Raw genomic sequence first — 16,862 nt, 5'->3', positions numbered from 1 at the left:
TTTAAGGTAAACCCATATCTATGTATAATTTTCTAAAACTAGTCCGAAAATTAGTTATTTGTTATAAAATCCACTTGAGAATTCTGCCGTTTCTTCTTGATACTATTTTTGACCCACAAATTAAATAACAAAAATGAAAATATTGAAAATATTGAAAGTGCAATTAAATTATGACTAGAGGAATTTAAAAATGCCATGACATAGTTACCCATAGGCATTGAAAGTAATCCTAAGGACATAGTTAATGAAAGTATAGCTCCTGAATGTGCTTTATTGTAGCTTTTTAAGATAGTACTATAATAATTTGTTGTAAATGAAGTTACTATTAATCCAATTAATACTGACATAATAATTATAAAAACTTTTATTTTCATTACTCCTAATAGTAATGTGAGAGCTATTATCAAAAAATATATAGGTAGATTCGAGATCTTTTTCGGAAAATACCTGTATAAAATTACACTTAAGGTTCCTCCTATACCTTCTCCCATTAATGCAATTGAATAAAAGGTTTGTGTAAATTCTTTACTAAACTGCAGTAATATAATGTTATATCCACCTAAAATTAGATTAATCATTATAATTAAAGTTATTAAACTTAAAAAATAATTATTTTTAAGTAAGTTTATAACACTTTGTAAAGTTCCCCTTAAAGAATTCATTCCTCCCTCTTCATGGTTCTCGAATTTAATAATTTTTAGCCTACTCTCTATAATTCCCGCAACCAGAAAACTTATTCCATTTATAAAACACAAGCCTGAGAAACCAATAAAAGACATACTATATAACATGATAGATATAAAAGGTGTGACGATGTTTACAGCTTCTAACATTGAATTATTTAAAGCATGATATTTATCAATATTATTACCTTTTTCAATAGATGTAATTATAGTTCTTGAAGGAATTCTATAAAAAGCTTCTACAGTACTTATAATAAAAATAAAAACTAAAAATAAAGTAATATTAGTAAAACTTTCGATAAAAGAAAATATGATGAATACTAGACCTGCTAATATATCTAAAGCAACCAAAATTTTCTTATTGTCGAATCTTAAATTGATTACGTGACCAAAAATAATAAAAATAACTTTGGGAGCTATTGTTATCAAAGTAACCAAAGAAACCATCTTTAGATCATCTGTCTTATGTAAAACATATAATGATAGACTAAAAAAAAATAAGGAATCACCCCAGCAGGAAAGAAAATTAGCTGATAACAATTTAAACAAATTAGAAGAGATTCTCATCTTATAACACCTTTCAGTTACTCTAGTCAAAAAGATCAATTGCTTATTTTTTCAAAATGACTTGGTGAGTAACATTTCACCAAGTCATTTTGAAAATACAAAACTCTATAAAATCTCTATTTTAAGGTAGGAATTTGCTTCACTAACAAAACTTGATATTGCATTAAAATCTTTAGATTCTACTAATACAAAACCTGCTCTTTCTAAGCCCCAATCAATTCCTTTATTTATCTCATCAGTTGGATTTAAAAATAGCTGTGTCTCTAACACTGTAATGCTAGGACAATCAATATTATTTACTTCAATGCTTTTAATTTGCTTTCCCTCATACTCTTTTGGAACATTGAAAAATATAATTCCAATATGATTATTAGGATTTATTGGTTTAAAACTTTTGATCTGCGGATTTTTACTTCTAACAAGTAGATTAAGTTCGGAGATATTAAAACCTTCGAAGTATTTATTCATTAGTCTATGGATATTGTCGCCACCCATTCTTGCTCCCAATTCTATCAGATATAAATCCCCCATATTGTTTAGTTTTACTTCTATGTGAGTTAAGGTATTCTGCAGACCTAATGCATAATGTACTTGTTCTGCAAAATTTATAATTTCATTTTCAAGTTCTTTACTTATATCTGCTGGAAATATATGAGCTAACTCATCAATATAACCTTTATTCGTTGTAAATTTATGGGTTACGCCTAATGGATAATACTTCCCATTTACCATGAAACCTTCTACACTGAATTCCTGACCCTCAATAAACTCTTCCACAATTATCTTATTTGAAAAGTTGTGGACTGCACCTAGTTCATGGATAGTATCATTAAAGAAGATAGGGAATTTAAGATTTAATAATCTAGGAGCATAGTTGATTAATTGTGTAAATGTATCTATTTTCTTAGCACCTATACTACCCATATAGGAAACAGGCTTGATCATTAATGGATATTTCCAATCTGAAAGTTTATATACATCCTCGTAATTTTCAATTACTTTATATTTAGGAGTTTGTATACCATAGGCCTCAGTTGCTATTCTCATTCTATCTTTATACCTAAAAGACTGAGAAGAATAATTAGAAATTACAGGCAAATTAAGTAAATTAGAAATATCATTAACTAATCCAATCGAAGGTTCATTAAAGCCGATTACTGCAATAAAGCTTTTTTCTTCATTAAGTTTTTTTAATATTTTTGATAAATTTGGCCATTGACTTAAATCAATAGTAATGACTTGATCATATAAATTTTCAAATCTCGTTCCATATTCAGTAATTAATGTTATTTTTAAGCCTTTTTTAGTGAAATAATCTATGATCTCTTTTTTTAATATTATACCTTCTTCTATTAATAATATATGCTCACTCATCCTTTTACCAACTTTCCTTAGGAATATTAAATTCTCCAAAAAAACCTTGATATAAATCGATACTTCCTTCGTTAACCCAAAATGAGACTTGTCCAATTCTCATTAATGGATACACAATAATATCTTGTAATGGTAATATTTCCAATGTCCATTTATGATAAGATCCAACATGTCCTAAATCCGCTGAAATTTGAAGAAATAAGCCTAATCTTCCAGTTGAGCTTCTTCCTATAAGACGCATTGAATATTTTTCACTTCCGATTTTTTCATGAGTAGTTCCTAAATAAACGTCGCCTTTCTTTAAGATTAACCCTTTCTCTGGTATAAGAATATTTTTCACTTCTTTTTCTCCAGTTTCTGATATATTAATGTGCTTTAAAAGTGGATCAAGTTTATAATTATAACTGTTAGGATTAATATTGCTTTTATCAAAGGGAAAAATCTTAATATTTCCTGCTTTAACCTCGTCAGAAATTTTTACCCCTGTTAATATCATGTAAATTACCCCTTTATAAAATCAGCATTTATCTTACTCTGTATAGGGCCTTCTAAACTTTGATATTTACCATTATATAATTTTATTTCACCCATAGTCTTCCAATATGTTACTTGAGCAAGCTTCATTCCCTTATATAACTTTATTGGCTGTGAAGCATACAATTGAAAAGTAGTACAAGTTATTGCTCCAATATCAAATAAATCTGCTGTAACATGAACAAATAATCCCAGCCTAGCTATTCCGCTTTTTGCATGGATCAAAGGGACATAAAAATTGCTGCCAATAACCTCAGCTGAGGAGCCTAAAACAAACTCACCTTTTTTTAACAGATAACCTTCCTCAGGTATAGTTATATTAGTAACCTACTTGCTTCTCCATATTATTCATCAGGGAGTATGCCTGCACATCTTAATATCCATCCCCTTATTTATTAATATTATCTCTTGGAAAATTTGTGTTTATTCATTTGCAAAACTCTGTAAAAGATGTTTTTTATTAAAAAGAATCTCTTTATTTAGATTAAAGCTGAAATTTTTCAATGCGGTGCGGCCAAAACCTCCTGACAAGTGTGCCATCAATAATGTCAGCACATGAAACTTCAGGTCTAATTTCTCATCCAATTACATTGAAATAGCGGTAGATAACCTTTTAATTTGTATTCATCCATTGTAATGTTCTAAGGTAGTCGCGAACCGATAGTTTATCGGTGATTGGCTGTTTAATTTCGTTTGAATACGAAAGTTGGTATATGTAATATATTCTTTGACGGTGCATACTACGATGACGGTAGTAGTACGATCAATGCCGTTCAGTTAGAATGTTTCAGACTTTAATTTTAATGAGGAATGAAACGATTCAATGGATGCATTATTAGCGGGCGTCCCTTTGCAGAACATGCTCATGTTTCTAATACTAGTAAGATGTATATGTATGTATATACTGATCCTTAATCACTATGTAATACGCTACTCTCAGGTAGTGTCGGCAGCTGATTAAGTATGTTTTAGAATAAAATCTGTGTCCAGCTTATCTACAATCGTAAAAAAGCAATCATTTCTCCATTTTATATATCCAATATAATGAAAGGCTACACTTGTTTCTGTCCATAAGGCTAATAGTTGATATCGTTACTAGTTTTTCAAGAAGACGATCAGACTGAAAATTCCGATCCAATATATGATCAGCCACGGCATACGGTTGTCTGATTTCCTTGTGTTTCTTCACCTTAACCCAGCACTGCCATTAATCTTTGATGCATCAGACATTGAACCGTTTTATAGTTAATGCGAATTTCCTTTTTAATAGAACAGTGATTTTATGATATCCATATCGATACTTGTGCTTTCGGCATAATGCATCAATTTGTTTTTCCGAATGTCGTTTGGGATGATCCTTCGTCACATTCTTCTTCCAACGATAATAAGACATTCGTGAGATACCTAAATAAAAACAGTTATCCTGCACGGTCATTCCACTGTTCAACCTTCTACAAGTTCTACTGACGGTTTCGCTATTACCTTCCTTTACATTCGTTGTACTTTTTTAAAACTTCTTCTGTTGTCTCAGATATTGATTCTCTGCCGTAGTTTGTCTAATTCAAAATCATGCTTCGGCCTTTTCCGTAAGTATATTGCTTTCCAACAGACTGTTCGAATCAATGTGTATCCCACAACCCTAAGCCATCTAACTCATATCTGAACCTGTGTCTCATTCTTCTTGATATTCAATTCCTGCATGATCTTTTCATAGACATGCCTGTCAATGTCATTCTACTTCCTACTGTTTGACTTCAGTCGGATAACTCACTCCTTGTGTCCATAATAAAAAACACCTCCAAGTCTTATTTCGGATAACAATGATCCGTTTAAAAACTTGAAGGTGTTTTTTTATTTGTCTCATTCTATGGGGTCAGTCCCTTAGCCTGTTATAGTTTTTTTGTTAATGGAAATAGCACACAATCTTTAATTGTAGTACTATCTGTTAGTACCATCAATAAGCGTTCAATCCCAAACCCCCATCCAGAAACTGGTGGAATTCCATATTCCATAGCTGTTAAGTAGTCTTCATCCATTTCCATTGCTTCATGATCGCCGTTACTTTTAAGACGTGCTTGAGCTTCCAACCTCCTTCTTTGTTCTATTGGGTCAACCAATTCTGAATAAGCATTTATAATTTCGGCACCATTTACTACTAATTGAAACCGATCAGTAATAGTTGGATTATTGTCATTAGCCCTAGCTAGTGGTGATAAATCAATAGGATGCTCAACTAAAAATGTCGGTTTTACTATCTGTGGTCTACACATTTTCTTATACAAAAGATCAATAAAATTACCTCTTCCCATTGATTCAATATCTAAATAATCTAAGTCAATATTTTTCCTAACAGTTTCTTGATATAAGTCTTTAACATTAGGGTAAAGTTCTATATCGATCCCCGAGTGTTTTAAGATTATATCCCTAAAAGATACAATATCCCATTCCAAAGAAAAGTTTATAGGTTGACCCTTAATGTTAATGGTAGTAGTATTAAAGGTTTGATCTAGAACAAAAAGAACCATATCACGCATAAACTTCATTGTATCCTCGTAATTCCAGTATGCAGCATAACCTTCAACCATTGTAAATTCTTGAAGGTGTTGAGGACTAACTCCCTCATTTCTAAAACATTTTGCAAACTCAAATATTTTGGTAAACCCCCCTACGATTAATCTTTTTAGATATGTTTCCGGTGCAATTCGCAAATTTAATTCGGTGTCTAAAGTATTATGATAGGTGCTAAAGGGTTTAGCTAATGCTCCCGATGAAGTATGTTGTAATACAGGCGTTTCGACTTCTAAGAATTCTTTATCCTCAAAAAAACTACGAATTGCACGTACCATTTTAGTCCTAGTCAGTAAACGCTTCTGTGTGTCTTGTGTCATCATTAAATCTAGGTAACGCTGTCTGTATCGAACTTCAACGTTACTTAAACCATGCCATTTTTCTGGGAGTGTCCTCAATGATTTCCCAAGAAACACATAGGATTCAATACGCAAAGTTTTCTGAGACGTTTTGGTCGTGTACATTCGTCCTTCTACACCAATAAAATCTCCTATATCCAATAAATTATGAAATTGACTAAATCGTTCTTCGCCTACTTCCTCCTTTTTCAAGAGAAGTTGTAAGCTTCCTCTTATATTGGAAATTGTAATAAAAGTTAATTTACTGAATTTTCTAATACCCATAATTCTTCCAGCCACTCGAACGTTAGAAGTGCCATCTTCCAGCTTAGAGGCTTCATAAAGATCATAATTTGTAGAAAATCTTTCAGGATACACTGAAATCCCTTTCAACTTTAGCGTCTCTAATTTCTCCAATCTAATAGATGTTTGTTCATTACCCATTCTTCTCACTCCATACATTTTTTAAAAAACTTAAAGATAGTTACTTATAAAGAACAAAAAAACTCTCACCCCCAAGATTTTTAATCTTGAGGGCGAGAGTTTATAGCTCCGCGGTACCACCTCAGTTTATTGATATGTCACCATATCAACCTCTTCGAGTACAGAATCTGAATAATCATTATATACCCTATCTCTATAACGGGAGATCCCGTCGCAGCATCACTATAAATAACTATAGATCCGTGCGAAGCTCCAAGACTTTCTTCATTAAGATTATTATTACTCCTTCCCACCAACCGGAGCTCTCTAAGAATAAATAATCTAAATTACTCTTCTTTTCATAGCTTTTTGTTCTTTTTAACAGTTAGAAATTATTTTAGCATAAATAAATGATTTAGTCAATTATTTACAAGGGAGTACTTTGTATTTTCTTCGTGGTCTAAGGTTGATCAAAGTTCTACTGATTTTCAAAATATTTCCTATACTTTGACACATTAAACTCTAATATTATAGGAAGAAGGCTGTAACCCTCATTATTATTTAAAAGTATTTACTATATATGCAATTATATATCTCAATGTTTACTTATAATCTGAATCATTAACAACTTATTAGTTTCTTTATTGTTATTATAACTTGTCCCAGAATCATCACTTCGACATCATCATATAGGGTATTATAATGCAGCGCATTAAAGATATCTCTGCTGTACGGATAAATCTTTGCTCAGCGTATTCGCGCTTCAGCTCTCGATAATACAGTTTCTTAAACTCTTCTATTAGCTGATTCTACCAGCTCTGTTTTGTAAAAGCTATTTCAAGATTTAGGCCTCCTTACGGACGATGAATTCTAAAATATACAGGCTCACCACCCCAAACAATTTCACTTTTTGCTTCTCCCTCTTAATCTCAGGCTCTTCAAGCAGGATAGCAAAGTTTTCCACCGTCAGCTCACCGAGTCCGTGCTTTTCACTTAAACGATCAAAACATTGCTTCCGCTTGGCGCCAAGGTCCGCAATTTGATTGTCTCTCGCGTCACTGATGACATAAATCACAGTGACGCAAGGGATACGCTTCACCCGATAATCTTTGGCTAATTTCAACTTCTTTTAATAACTTAGCAATTCGTTTGAATTCCTTTTTAGCGATCTTATCTAGCCAAGTGGGATGTTTATTATTATCCGATCACATTTTCATTTTCTGTTCTTGTTCAGCATGCATTGCCAACTCGTCAGTATTTTTCTTGTTTGGGTTACCTTGTATTATTTGAAACATTGCGTATTTTGCAGGCCTGGGCACAATCCCTCCATTCCAATTCAGTTTTTTAAAATTTGTGCTTGTTTTTGAACAAAATCATGCTATGATCAAATTAACAACAAATTCAGTCGTATCAAGCCCTCTCGGTATTTTCACCGAGGAGGTTTTTCGTGTTTTCAGAAACTTTGAAAAGCGGTGTTTGTTTGTAGACGACGGCCCACCGATCTTTACGAAGCCATTTTCTATACCGGGGTGGGGTACCTATTATGACCCTCGCTTGCCAACCTTGTTTTGACAGCTATTACACATGCTTGTTCCATTCCTGTTTTAGTTCCACTATGTGATGAACCATGTCAGTAGGTGCGACACGATCTTGTTTTAAACAGACATGTTCTTGCCTCGAACATGTCTGTTGTAATACTTCACTTCTTGCTGCTTCCCCTTACCATTAAACCATCCCTTGTTAACTCCATACACCCTCGCACCTTACATTCTCTCAATGGAAATTATCGCGAAGAAAGTGAGATACCATATTTGGCAATTAAATCAATAAACGAGTTTCAAGTAGTACTACCGAGAAGTGGAGGAGAGGATTTAGAATTACCTGCATCAAAAGCTCACTATTGTCCCCCCAAAAAACCAATACTATAACTTTTCTTAAAATCCAATAATCCTTTTTCACTTTCCTTTTAATAACAATTATTTCAAATATGGGTTTTCCTTTACTCTAAATAGCATGATATTTTTATAAATAGAGACCTTTCGAATTAACAAGCTAGTAGACCTCTATACCGAAAATGACATTCAAAAAGAAGAAACTGGTTGAATACCGCGAGTTACCGACAAAAGGGTTAAGCAACTTCAAATCAAAAACTGAATTTGATGGGAAATTTCAAGAATGTGTGGACTACATAATAAATACAGGGTAGAAATTCAAATCGGTCTTAATTTTAAAGAACTAAAACCGCAGATTCTGCATTCTATGGTTGAGAAAATCACCTATAAGTTCATGGTACTTTTCATATTCAATATAGCTTTTTTAATCTGCTACAAGAAAAAAAAGTAGGCAACACCTAAAGGGGTTAGTTGTCTTCTTTTAAAATAAGTTGTGCCACACATTCCACATGTGAAGTATGCGGAAACATATCCACAGGCTGCACTTCCTCCGTCACATACCCGCCATCTTCAAGAATTCGCAAATCACGAGCTAGCGTCCCAGGATTACAGGAAACATAAACAACTCGGTTTGGTTTCATCTTTAAAATGGTGTCAAGCAGTGCTTCGTCACAGCCTTTTCTTGGCGGATCAACAACTAGCGTATCTGCTATGATGCCTTCTTTGTACCAGTTTGGGATAACAGTTTCTGCTTCGCCAACTGCGAATTCGACGTTGTTGATTCCGTTCAATACAGCATTGCGTTTTGCATCTTCAATCGCTTCTGGCACAATTTCTACGCCATATACTCTGCCCGCTTTTTGTGCGAGAAACAAGGAAATCGTACCAATTCCGCAGTATGCATCAATCACGGTTTCTTTTCCTTGCAGCTCGGCATATTCAAGCGCTTTGTCGTAAAGCACCTTTGTTTGAGTTGGATTCACTTGATAAAACGAGCGGGGTGAAATGGCAAATTTGATGTCGCCAATCGTGTCATAAATGTATTCTTCTCCCCATAAAACGGTCGTTTCGTCTCCGAAAATGACATTTGTCTTCTTTGAATTCACGTTTTGCACAATTGACCGAACGTGTGGGAAGCGTGCTATAATCTGCTCAATCACCTGTTGCTTTTGCGGAAAATCAGCCGTTCTTGTGACAAACACAACCATCATTTCACCTGTTGCCATGCCGTAGCGAACCATGACATGACGCAGCCAGCCTTTGTGCCGCTCTTCGTTATATGCTTTAATGCCAAACGCATTGCAGATGTCTTTTACTGCCTGTACCACTTCGTCATTTTCTGATTGCTGGATCAAGCATTTTTCCATATCAATGATTTCATGGGTACGCTGCTGATAAAATCCTGCAACAAGTCCGCCTTCCCGTTCGCCAACTGGTACTTGTGCTTTGTTTCGGTAATTCCAAGGGTCTTCCATGCCGAGTACAGGATGAACTTTTACACGGCTCATATCAAGCTTGCCGATCCGCTCCAATACGTCCTTTACTTGTTTCTGTTTAAAAAGCAGCTGACCTTCATAGCTCATGTGCTGAATTTGACAGCCTCCGCACTGCTTATAGATAGGACATGGCGCATCTTGCCTGTGCTGACTTTCCTTTGTCAGCTCCATGAGTCGTCCAAAAGCAAATCCTTTTTTGACACGTGTGACTTTGATTTTCCCTTGCTCGTCAGGAAGGGCATTCGGTACAAACACAGGGAAACCCTCAATTTTCGCTACTCCTGCACCTTCGTGCGTTAAATCTTCGAAGGTTACATTGTAATATTCATTTTTTTGAACAGGCGGTTTCATTTTCACCAATTTTATCACCTCATTTGCAAAGAAAAACTTGGTCGCCATAAGGAACCAAGTTGAGTCTTCACCCTATTTTTTCAGCTGTTGCTTTTGGCACAATAAATTCAATATGGCGATACAGGTTTTCAAATTCACCTGGCAGCATGCCGCCGTATTCACCATCTAAATTTAATTGCATTTTATCTTTTACATCTACCTTTACGCGATTCGCTTTTGCGTAGATGACATTGTTATCATGAATATGCTCGCCTCGAAGTGCAAGACTGACCACTCGAATGGCTTCTGCTAGGTTAACCTTCTTTAAAATAATCAGGTCAAACATACCGTCATCTAAAATAGAATCTGGTGCCAGCTTTTCAAAGCCGCCTACTGAGTTTGTTAGTGAAACAAGAAACAGCATGATTTCTCCATGAAACAATTTGCCGTCATATTCAATTTCGACTTCTGTCGGGCGGATGGAAGGAAGCATCTCCATGCCTTTCAAATAATAAGCAAGCTGTCCTAGCATTGTCTTCAACTTACTAGGCACCTCATAAGTCAACTCTGTTAACCGGCCGCCGCCAGCAATATTAATAAAATAATGTCCATTGACTTTACCGATATCAAGCGGCATCGCTACACCATCAATAATGGCATCTGTCGCTTTTAAAATATCTTCTCTTGGTATGCCAAGTGCTCTTGCGAAGTCATTTGTTGTTCCCACTGGAATGATTCCTAATTTTGGTCTTTTTTCAAGCGGCGCTAGTCCATTGACGACTTCATTGATCGTACCGTCTCCACCTGCTGCTACAATTAAATCAAATTCTCTCTGTGCGGCTTTTTCTGCTGCTTGTGTCGCATCTCCTGCACATGTCGTCGCATGACAAGATGTTTCATAGCCAACTTGTTCAAATTTTTGCAAAACCTGCGGTAAATTCTTCTTGAAGAGTTCACGCCCAGATGTCGGATTGTATATAATTCGAGCACGTTTCATTTCATCATCATCCTATATTCATTATGCAATCTATTTTCACCACTAACAACCTTTAATTATACTATGAGTTTTGAAAATGGCAACAGAACACCCACCTAATATTTGAAATCTCATGGCGCATCTCCCTAAGCAAGAAATCATTCTGATAAGATAAAAGAAAACGCTGAAAAGGATGGTATGCGATGAAAAAGCCTATCTATTTCAACCATGACGGCGGTGTTGATGACCTCGTCTCCTTATTTCTGCTTCTTCAAATGGAGCATCTAAAAATCATTGGAATGTCTGTGATTCCTGCTGATTGTTATTTAGAGCCTGCACTGAGTGCGTCTCAAAAAATCATTGATCGATTTAGTCCTTATGAGATTGAAGTCGCTGCTTCCAATTCTAGAGGTGTCAATCCATTTCCAAAGGAATGGCGCATGCATGCCTTTTATGTCGATGCACTTCCGATTTTAAATGAAAAAGGCGCTGTTGATACGAAAGTATCCAAGCTTCCTTCACATCTACATCTGATTGAAACAGTTAAAAAGTCAACAGAACCTGTCACCCTGCTCTTTACAGGTCCGCTCACAGACCTTGCACGCGCCTTAGAAGAAGATCCCTCCATCTCAAATAAAATTGAGAAACTAGTGTGGATGGGCGGCACATTCCTTGAAAAAGGCAATGTCGAAGAACCCGAGCATGATGGAACAGCAGAGTGGAATGCGTTTTGGGATCCTTATGCTGTCAGCACGGTCTTTCAGGAGCGTTTTCCCATTGAAATGGTCGCACTTGAAAGCACGAATCAAGTCCCTCTTACACTTGATGTGCGCCAGCGCTGGGCCTCCCTCCGTTCTCACATCGGAATTGATTTTATTGGACAGTGCTATGCCTTTTGTCCCCCGCTCATTCATCACGAGACCAACTCAACTTATTACTTATGGGATGTGCTCACAACGATTACTCTTGCTTCCTCCTCATTTACTCGTTTAAAGGAAATGAGTGCGATCGTTTACACCGAATCACCAAAGCAAGGACGCACCGAAGAGCATCCAGATGGAAAATCAATTCAAGTGATCGACCATGTCGATCGGGATGCATTTTTCCAAGCATTTGAAGAGCTTATGAGAAGAGCTGTTTGTCAAATTTCAAATAAAAAACCCCGCCAATGAGCGGGGCTTCCTCTTACTCTTCCTCTACGTACTTCTTCTTACGTCTAATTTTACTTAAGATTTCATACACAATTGGCACGATCACCAGTGTGAGAAGTGTCGAACTTGTTAATCCACCAATTACAGTGACACCAAGTCCTTTTGATACGATCTGGCTTCCACCTTCAAAGCCTAATGCAAGTGGCAGTAGTGCACCAATCGTTGCAAGTGCAGTCATTAAGATTGGACGTAATCTTGTTGTTCCTGCTTCAAGTAAAGCTTCTCTTGTTGATAGCCCTTCTTGTTCTTTATGAATCACTCGGTCAATCAAGACAATGGCATTTGTCACAACAATTCCGATCAGCATAAGCAACCCAATCATGGCGTTTAAGCTGATGGTTTCTTTCGCTACAAACAACCCAACGAGTGCGCCAATAATCGTAAACGGCAGTGAGAAGAGAATCGCAAATGGTGCCAGACCTCCGCCAAATGTGATGACAAGAACGAGATACACAATAGCAATCGCTGCAAGCATCGCAAGGCCTAGCTGCGTAAAGGATTCTTGAATATCCGCACTCACGCCGCCTGTGTCAATCGTTACGCCAGATTTCAGATCAAGCTCATCGACTTTCTTCTGAACATTTTTCGTCACACTTGTTACGTCGTCTGTTGTCATATCACCAGACACTTCTGCGTAGATTTTCCCATCACGTTTGGTCACAGTATTTGCTGTCGTGCCATTTTTCACATCAACAACATCACCAATTCGAACTTCTTGACCTGTTGGTGTTGTGATTTTTTTATTCTCTAGATCTTTTTTGCTCTTATATTCATTTTTTTCCGTTTGAAGCTTCACATCAAGTTCTTTGCCGTCCTCTGTTACTTTCGTCAATGTTGTTTCACTATTTTGAGGAGCAATCGCCTGTGCGATTTGTGAAGCTGTTAGCCCTAGCTTCGCCAGCTTTTCTTGATCTGCATTAAACGTATATTCATCGTATTTCTCAGATAAACTTGTGCTGACGTTTTTTAGGTTTTTCTCATCTTTTAAAATGGTTTCGACATCTTTTACTGTGCCTTCAATATCACTTGCTTTGTCACCGTACACATAGTACGTCACTGTATTGCTTGCACCAGCAGATGAGAAGTCTTGTGATTTCCATTCCCCTTTAGACGCTTTGTCTTGCAGTGCTTTGACCACTCGATCTTTTTCTTTATCAAAATTCGGTGTATCATCATCAAATTGTACGAAGAATAGTGCACCGTTCGAGTTCCCGCCTACACTTGCTGTTAAGGCATTTGAAGAACCTAGTGAATATTGAACCGTGTTGACATGGTCACGTTTCATTAAGTATTCTTCTGCTTTTTTCGTTTCATCTATTGCTTGTTCTCTCGTTTGTCCAGGTTCAGGTGTGTATGTCACCATCGCCGTTTTTTCTGATTCCTGTGGTAAGAAGCTGACACCGACAAGTGGGGCTAAGAATAAGCTTCCAACTAACATAAGAATTGCAATTCCTGATGTAATCCATTTATGGTTGAGTGTCCAATTGAGTACACGTCTATAACCGATGGCCAGCTTGCTTGGTTTATGTTCTTTTACCTTTTTCGCTTTTCCATACAGGTTCTTTTTAAACAGACTGTGTGCCATCATTGGAACAATCGTAATGGCTACAAGCAGTGAAGCAAGTAAAGCAAACACAATGGTTAATGCAAATGGGATGAACAGTTCACCAATCATTCCACCCACAAGTGCTAACGGTAAGAACACCGCAATTGTGACAATCGTCGAAGACATGATAGGGATAAACATTTCTTTTGTGGCTTCTCTGACGAGTGCTTTGCCTTTTAATGGTTCATTCTTTAATGCCATTCGTCGATAGATGTTTTCTATGACCACAATGGAGTCATCGACAACACGGCCGATGGCCACGGTCATCGCACCAAGTGTCATGATATTCAATGTGATATCCAGCTGATTTAAGATTAAAACAGCGATCAACAGAGATAACGGAATTGAAATAACCGAGATTAATGTTGATTTGATATCTCTAAGGAACAATAGAATAATAATGATCGCAAAGATCGCCCCGATGATCGCCTTATTTAGCATTGTGCTGACAGACTCTTTAATCGGTTCTGCTTGATCATATGTGGTACTTACTTTGATTCCTTTGTTATCTTTCTTGAACTTCTCAAGCTCTTTTGTGACTTCTTCTGCCACACTCACTGTGTTGGCATCAGAGCCTTTCACAATTTGCAGACCGATACTGTCTTTCCCATTTGTTCTAGAAATTGATTCTGCATCCTTGACGACTTTAATATCCGCAATGTCAGAAAGCTTGATTGTCGGCAATTCTACAGATTGACTTGCAGAACTTCCACCTGCTTGCTGCTGACTTAGACTTCCAGCCTGCTGCTCAGCACCTGCATTTCCTGGGCCGCTAGAAGATGCTCCAGCTCCAGCGCTTCCCGTACTGCCGCTTGTACTTGGTGTGATAGGAATTCGCATATTTTTCAAATCTTTAACGCTTAAAATATTACCGTCCACTACCACTGATTTTTGCTTGTTCCCGAATGTGTACAAACCTAATGGTACATTCACATCAGAGGCTTTGATCATGTTTTGGACTGTTTCTTCATCTAAACCGTATTCTTTCAATTTCTTTTGTTTAAAAGAAAATTCTACTTCTTTGATTTGCTGCCCTGAAGCTTCTACAGAAGATACGCCATCTAATCCTTCAAGTGAAGGAACAAGGACATCTTCGACTTTTTTTGTGAGGTCTTCTAATGATTCTTTGTCTCCAGAGACACTGAGTGCTAAGATTGGAATCGCATTGATACTAAAGCGTGCGATTTTTGGTTTTTCTGCATTTTCAGGAAAATTGATATTGCTAATGGCATCTTCAACTTCCTTCTTTGCTTCATCCATGTCTTTGTTGTAATCGTACTCGACTTGAATCGATGAAGCGTTCTCGAAAGAATTGGATTTGACCACATTGACCCCATTAAGGTTTTGAATAGACTTCTCGATTGGATCGGTCACCTTATCTGATACTTCATCCGGTGTTGCGCCAGGATACATTGTAGAAACCGTAATGATTGGCGTGTTAATATTCGGGATTGATTCTTGTTTCATATTCAATCCGGCATATAGACCAGCAACTGTTACGATAATCGTCATGAGCCATACAGCGAACTTATTCTTTAATACAAAATTGATGATCGAATTCATTATGTCCTCCATTTTCCTTTATGTATTGACTGACTGGTCATTCTATATCATAATAAACGGTGATATACAATGCCGTCAACCATTTCACTTGCGTTTGACGTAACATTCTAAAGCTGAAGGGGCCTTATTTCATGAACGAAAAAAAAGAAAAAATCATTAAAGCAAGCATTCAGTTGTTTGCTAAAAAGGGGTTTTCTTCTACGACCATTCAGGAAATTGCAGATGAATGCGAAATATCGAAAGGCGCATTTTATTTGCATTTCAAATCAAAAGAACAACTTTTCAACCGAGCGTTCGAATATTATATCGACACTTCTATGCAAAGCATTGATAAGATTCGAAAAGAAAATCAACATTTGGCACCTAGAGAGATTTTTCAGAAACAAATCGCTGAACAGTTCCAGCATTTTGCGGAGAATAAAGATTTTATCATTTTGATCCTCAGCGAGAATGTTATCCCGAAAAATAAGCAGATTAAAAAGTATTCTAAAACTGTGAAAAAGCAAATGAATGATGCAATCCAAATTTCCATCTTGACCACGTATGGACAAAAAATCGAACCATATATAACTGACCTGTCAGTCATGATTCAAGGAATCATCCAATCGTATGTGCAGGTACTGCTTTTACAAGATCAGATGCAATTATCATGTGATGAGCTCTCTTCCTTTATTCTCGATCGATTTGATGATTTGGTTAATGGGATTCTTCGTTCTAATACGAAGCCGATTCTTAAGCAAACCATTTGGGAAGATGAAGCGCCGAATGCCGCTTCCCTTCAAGAAGAGATCCGACTGTTAAAGCTTGATTATATGCTTTGTGATGATACCCTTGTATCCATTGAAGTGATTGAAGAAGAACTGACAAAAGACGAGCCTCGTAAGCCTGTCATTCAAGGGATGCTGACAAATTTAGAGATGTGTGAAGAGCCTGCCGTCCTAAGAGTAGCAGATCAATTGAAATTGTTTCTTCAATGACAGTACGTGTTGATTTTCATTTTAGTTCACCTAGATTCCCTTCGAATGCTCTTTCGCTTAGGCTCCATTATAAGGAATGAATCTCCGATATGATATACGGTGGTGATCTGAATCTATGACCGTGCCATTCCCATTACAAAAAAACCGCCCCTTAGAGAGACTGACCCCATAATATGAGACAAATAAAAACACCTTTAAGTTGAAAATCGGGTATAGCATACCTGAAAACAATTTGGAGGTGTTTTTGTATGAAAAAAAGAGTAAGTTATCCGATTAGCGTAAAAGAAGAGGCCGTTCGAATGAAGTTAATAGGGATTCCAACAA

Annotated in this window: 10 protein-coding genes, 4 pseudogenes and 1 other annotated feature; of the genes and pseudogenes, 2 read left to right on the top strand and 12 right to left on the bottom strand. The window is 36.6% G+C overall.

What is annotated here, in order from left to right:
• Window positions 1-50 precede the first annotated feature (50 nt).
• The 11 genes and pseudogenes from LC033_RS11860 to LC033_RS11820 form a co-directional block, all read right to left on the bottom strand.
• Window positions 51-1,250: an MFS transporter gene (locus tag LC033_RS11860; RefSeq protein ID WP_226568672.1), complete on the bottom strand. Its 1,200-nt coding sequence runs from the start codon at window positions 1,248-1,250 to the stop codon at window positions 51-53.
• 105 nt (window positions 1,251-1,355) lie between these two features.
• Window positions 1,356-2,624, bottom strand: coding sequence for an ATP-grasp domain-containing protein (locus LC033_RS11855; protein WP_226568670.1), 1,269 nt, complete (start codon window positions 2,622-2,624; stop codon window positions 1,356-1,358).
• 4 nt (window positions 2,625-2,628) lie between these two features.
• On the bottom strand, window positions 2,629-3,120 hold the full coding sequence (locus tag LC033_RS11850) for a dCTP deaminase (protein ID WP_226568668.1): 492 nt from the start codon (window positions 3,118-3,120) through the stop codon (window positions 2,629-2,631).
• 5 nt (window positions 3,121-3,125) lie between these two features.
• Window positions 3,126-3,470 (bottom strand): dCTP deaminase, encoded by a 345-nt coding sequence (locus tag LC033_RS17310; protein WP_376776446.1) that lies wholly within the window; start codon window positions 3,468-3,470, stop codon window positions 3,126-3,128.
• Between the two features lie 312 nt (window positions 3,471-3,782).
• Window positions 3,783-4,929 (bottom strand): annotated as a pseudogene (locus LC033_RS11845) (IS3 family transposase).
• A 118-nt stretch (window positions 4,930-5,047) separates the two neighbouring features.
• A complete protein-coding gene (gene lysS, locus LC033_RS11840; RefSeq protein WP_226568666.1) occupies window positions 5,048-6,508 on the bottom strand; it encodes a lysine--tRNA ligase in 1,461 nt (486 codons plus the stop codon).
• An 85-nt stretch (window positions 6,509-6,593) separates the two neighbouring features.
• Window positions 6,594-6,859 (bottom strand) — a binding site (T-box leader).
• A gap of 285 nt (window positions 6,860-7,144) precedes the next feature.
• Window positions 7,145-7,287 (bottom strand): annotated as a pseudogene (locus LC033_RS11835) (uracil-DNA glycosylase); the annotation flags it as partial.
• 54 nt (window positions 7,288-7,341) lie between these two features.
• Window positions 7,342-7,610 (bottom strand): annotated as a pseudogene (locus LC033_RS11830) (glycosyltransferase family 2 protein); the annotation flags it as partial.
• Window positions 7,603-7,806 (bottom strand): annotated as a pseudogene (locus LC033_RS17075) (phage terminase small subunit P27 family); the annotation flags it as partial. The pseudogenes LC033_RS17075 and LC033_RS11830, both read right to left, overlap by 8 nt.
• A gap of 1,040 nt (window positions 7,807-8,846) precedes the next feature.
• Window positions 8,847-10,232, bottom strand: a complete 1,386-nt coding sequence (rlmD, locus tag LC033_RS11825; protein WP_226568664.1) for a 23S rRNA (uracil(1939)-C(5))-methyltransferase RlmD — start codon at window positions 10,230-10,232, stop codon at window positions 8,847-8,849.
• Window positions 10,233-10,293: 61 nt separating this feature from the next.
• Window positions 10,294-11,202, bottom strand: a complete 909-nt coding sequence (locus LC033_RS11820) for a diacylglycerol kinase (protein ID WP_226568662.1) — start codon at window positions 11,200-11,202, stop codon at window positions 10,294-10,296.
• A gap of 182 nt (window positions 11,203-11,384) precedes the next feature.
• Between LC033_RS11820 and LC033_RS11815 the strand changes: the two genes are divergently transcribed.
• Window positions 11,385-12,353, top strand: coding sequence for a nucleoside hydrolase (locus tag LC033_RS11815; protein ID WP_226568660.1), 969 nt, complete (start codon window positions 11,385-11,387; stop codon window positions 12,351-12,353).
• Between the two features lie 13 nt (window positions 12,354-12,366).
• On the opposite strand, the gene LC033_RS11810 is transcribed toward LC033_RS11815, so the two are convergent.
• Window positions 12,367-15,561 carry an efflux RND transporter permease subunit gene (locus LC033_RS11810; protein WP_226568659.1) on the bottom strand — a complete coding sequence of 1,065 codons (3,195 nt, stop codon included), beginning with the start codon at window positions 15,559-15,561 and terminating at the stop codon, window positions 12,367-12,369.
• Between the two features lie 131 nt (window positions 15,562-15,692).
• Between LC033_RS11810 and LC033_RS11805 the strand changes: the two genes are divergently transcribed.
• Window positions 15,693-16,538: a TetR/AcrR family transcriptional regulator gene (locus tag LC033_RS11805; protein ID WP_226568658.1), complete on the top strand. Its 846-nt coding sequence runs from the start codon at window positions 15,693-15,695 to the stop codon at window positions 16,536-16,538.
• Window positions 16,539-16,862: the final 324 nt, after the last annotated feature.

This window comes from Bacillus stratosphericus (assembly GCF_020524495.1).
GTDB classification, from domain to species: domain Bacteria; phylum Bacillota; class Bacilli; order Bacillales; family Bacillaceae; genus Bacillus; species Bacillus stratosphericus_B.
This window is presented reverse-complemented; position numbering and strand designations above follow the sequence as displayed.

Excerpts from the sequence above, each read along its gene's own strand:
- LC033_RS11860 (WP_226568672.1), bottom strand. The coding sequence starts at position 1,250 with ATGAGAATCTCTTCTAATTTGTTTAAATTGTTATCAGCTAATTTTCTT.
- LC033_RS11855 (WP_226568670.1), bottom strand. The coding sequence starts at position 2,624 with ATGAGTGAGCATATATTATTAATAGAAGAAGGTATAATATTAAAAAAA.
- LC033_RS11850 (WP_226568668.1), bottom strand. The coding sequence starts at position 3,120 with ATGATATTAACAGGGGTAAAAATTTCTGACGAGGTTAAAGCAGGAAAT.
- lysS (WP_226568666.1), bottom strand. The coding sequence starts at position 6,508 with ATGGGTAATGAACAAACATCTATTAGATTGGAGAAATTAGAGACGCTA.
- LC033_RS11820 (WP_226568662.1), bottom strand. The coding sequence starts at position 11,202 with ATGAAACGTGCTCGAATTATATACAATCCGACATCTGGGCGTGAACTC.
- LC033_RS11815 (WP_226568660.1), top strand. The coding sequence starts at position 11,385 with ATGAAAAAGCCTATCTATTTCAACCATGACGGCGGTGTTGATGACCTC.
- LC033_RS11810 (WP_226568659.1), bottom strand. The coding sequence starts at position 15,561 with ATGAATTCGATCATCAATTTTGTATTAAAGAATAAGTTCGCTGTATGG.
- LC033_RS11805 (WP_226568658.1), top strand. The coding sequence starts at position 15,693 with ATGAACGAAAAAAAAGAAAAAATCATTAAAGCAAGCATTCAGTTGTTT.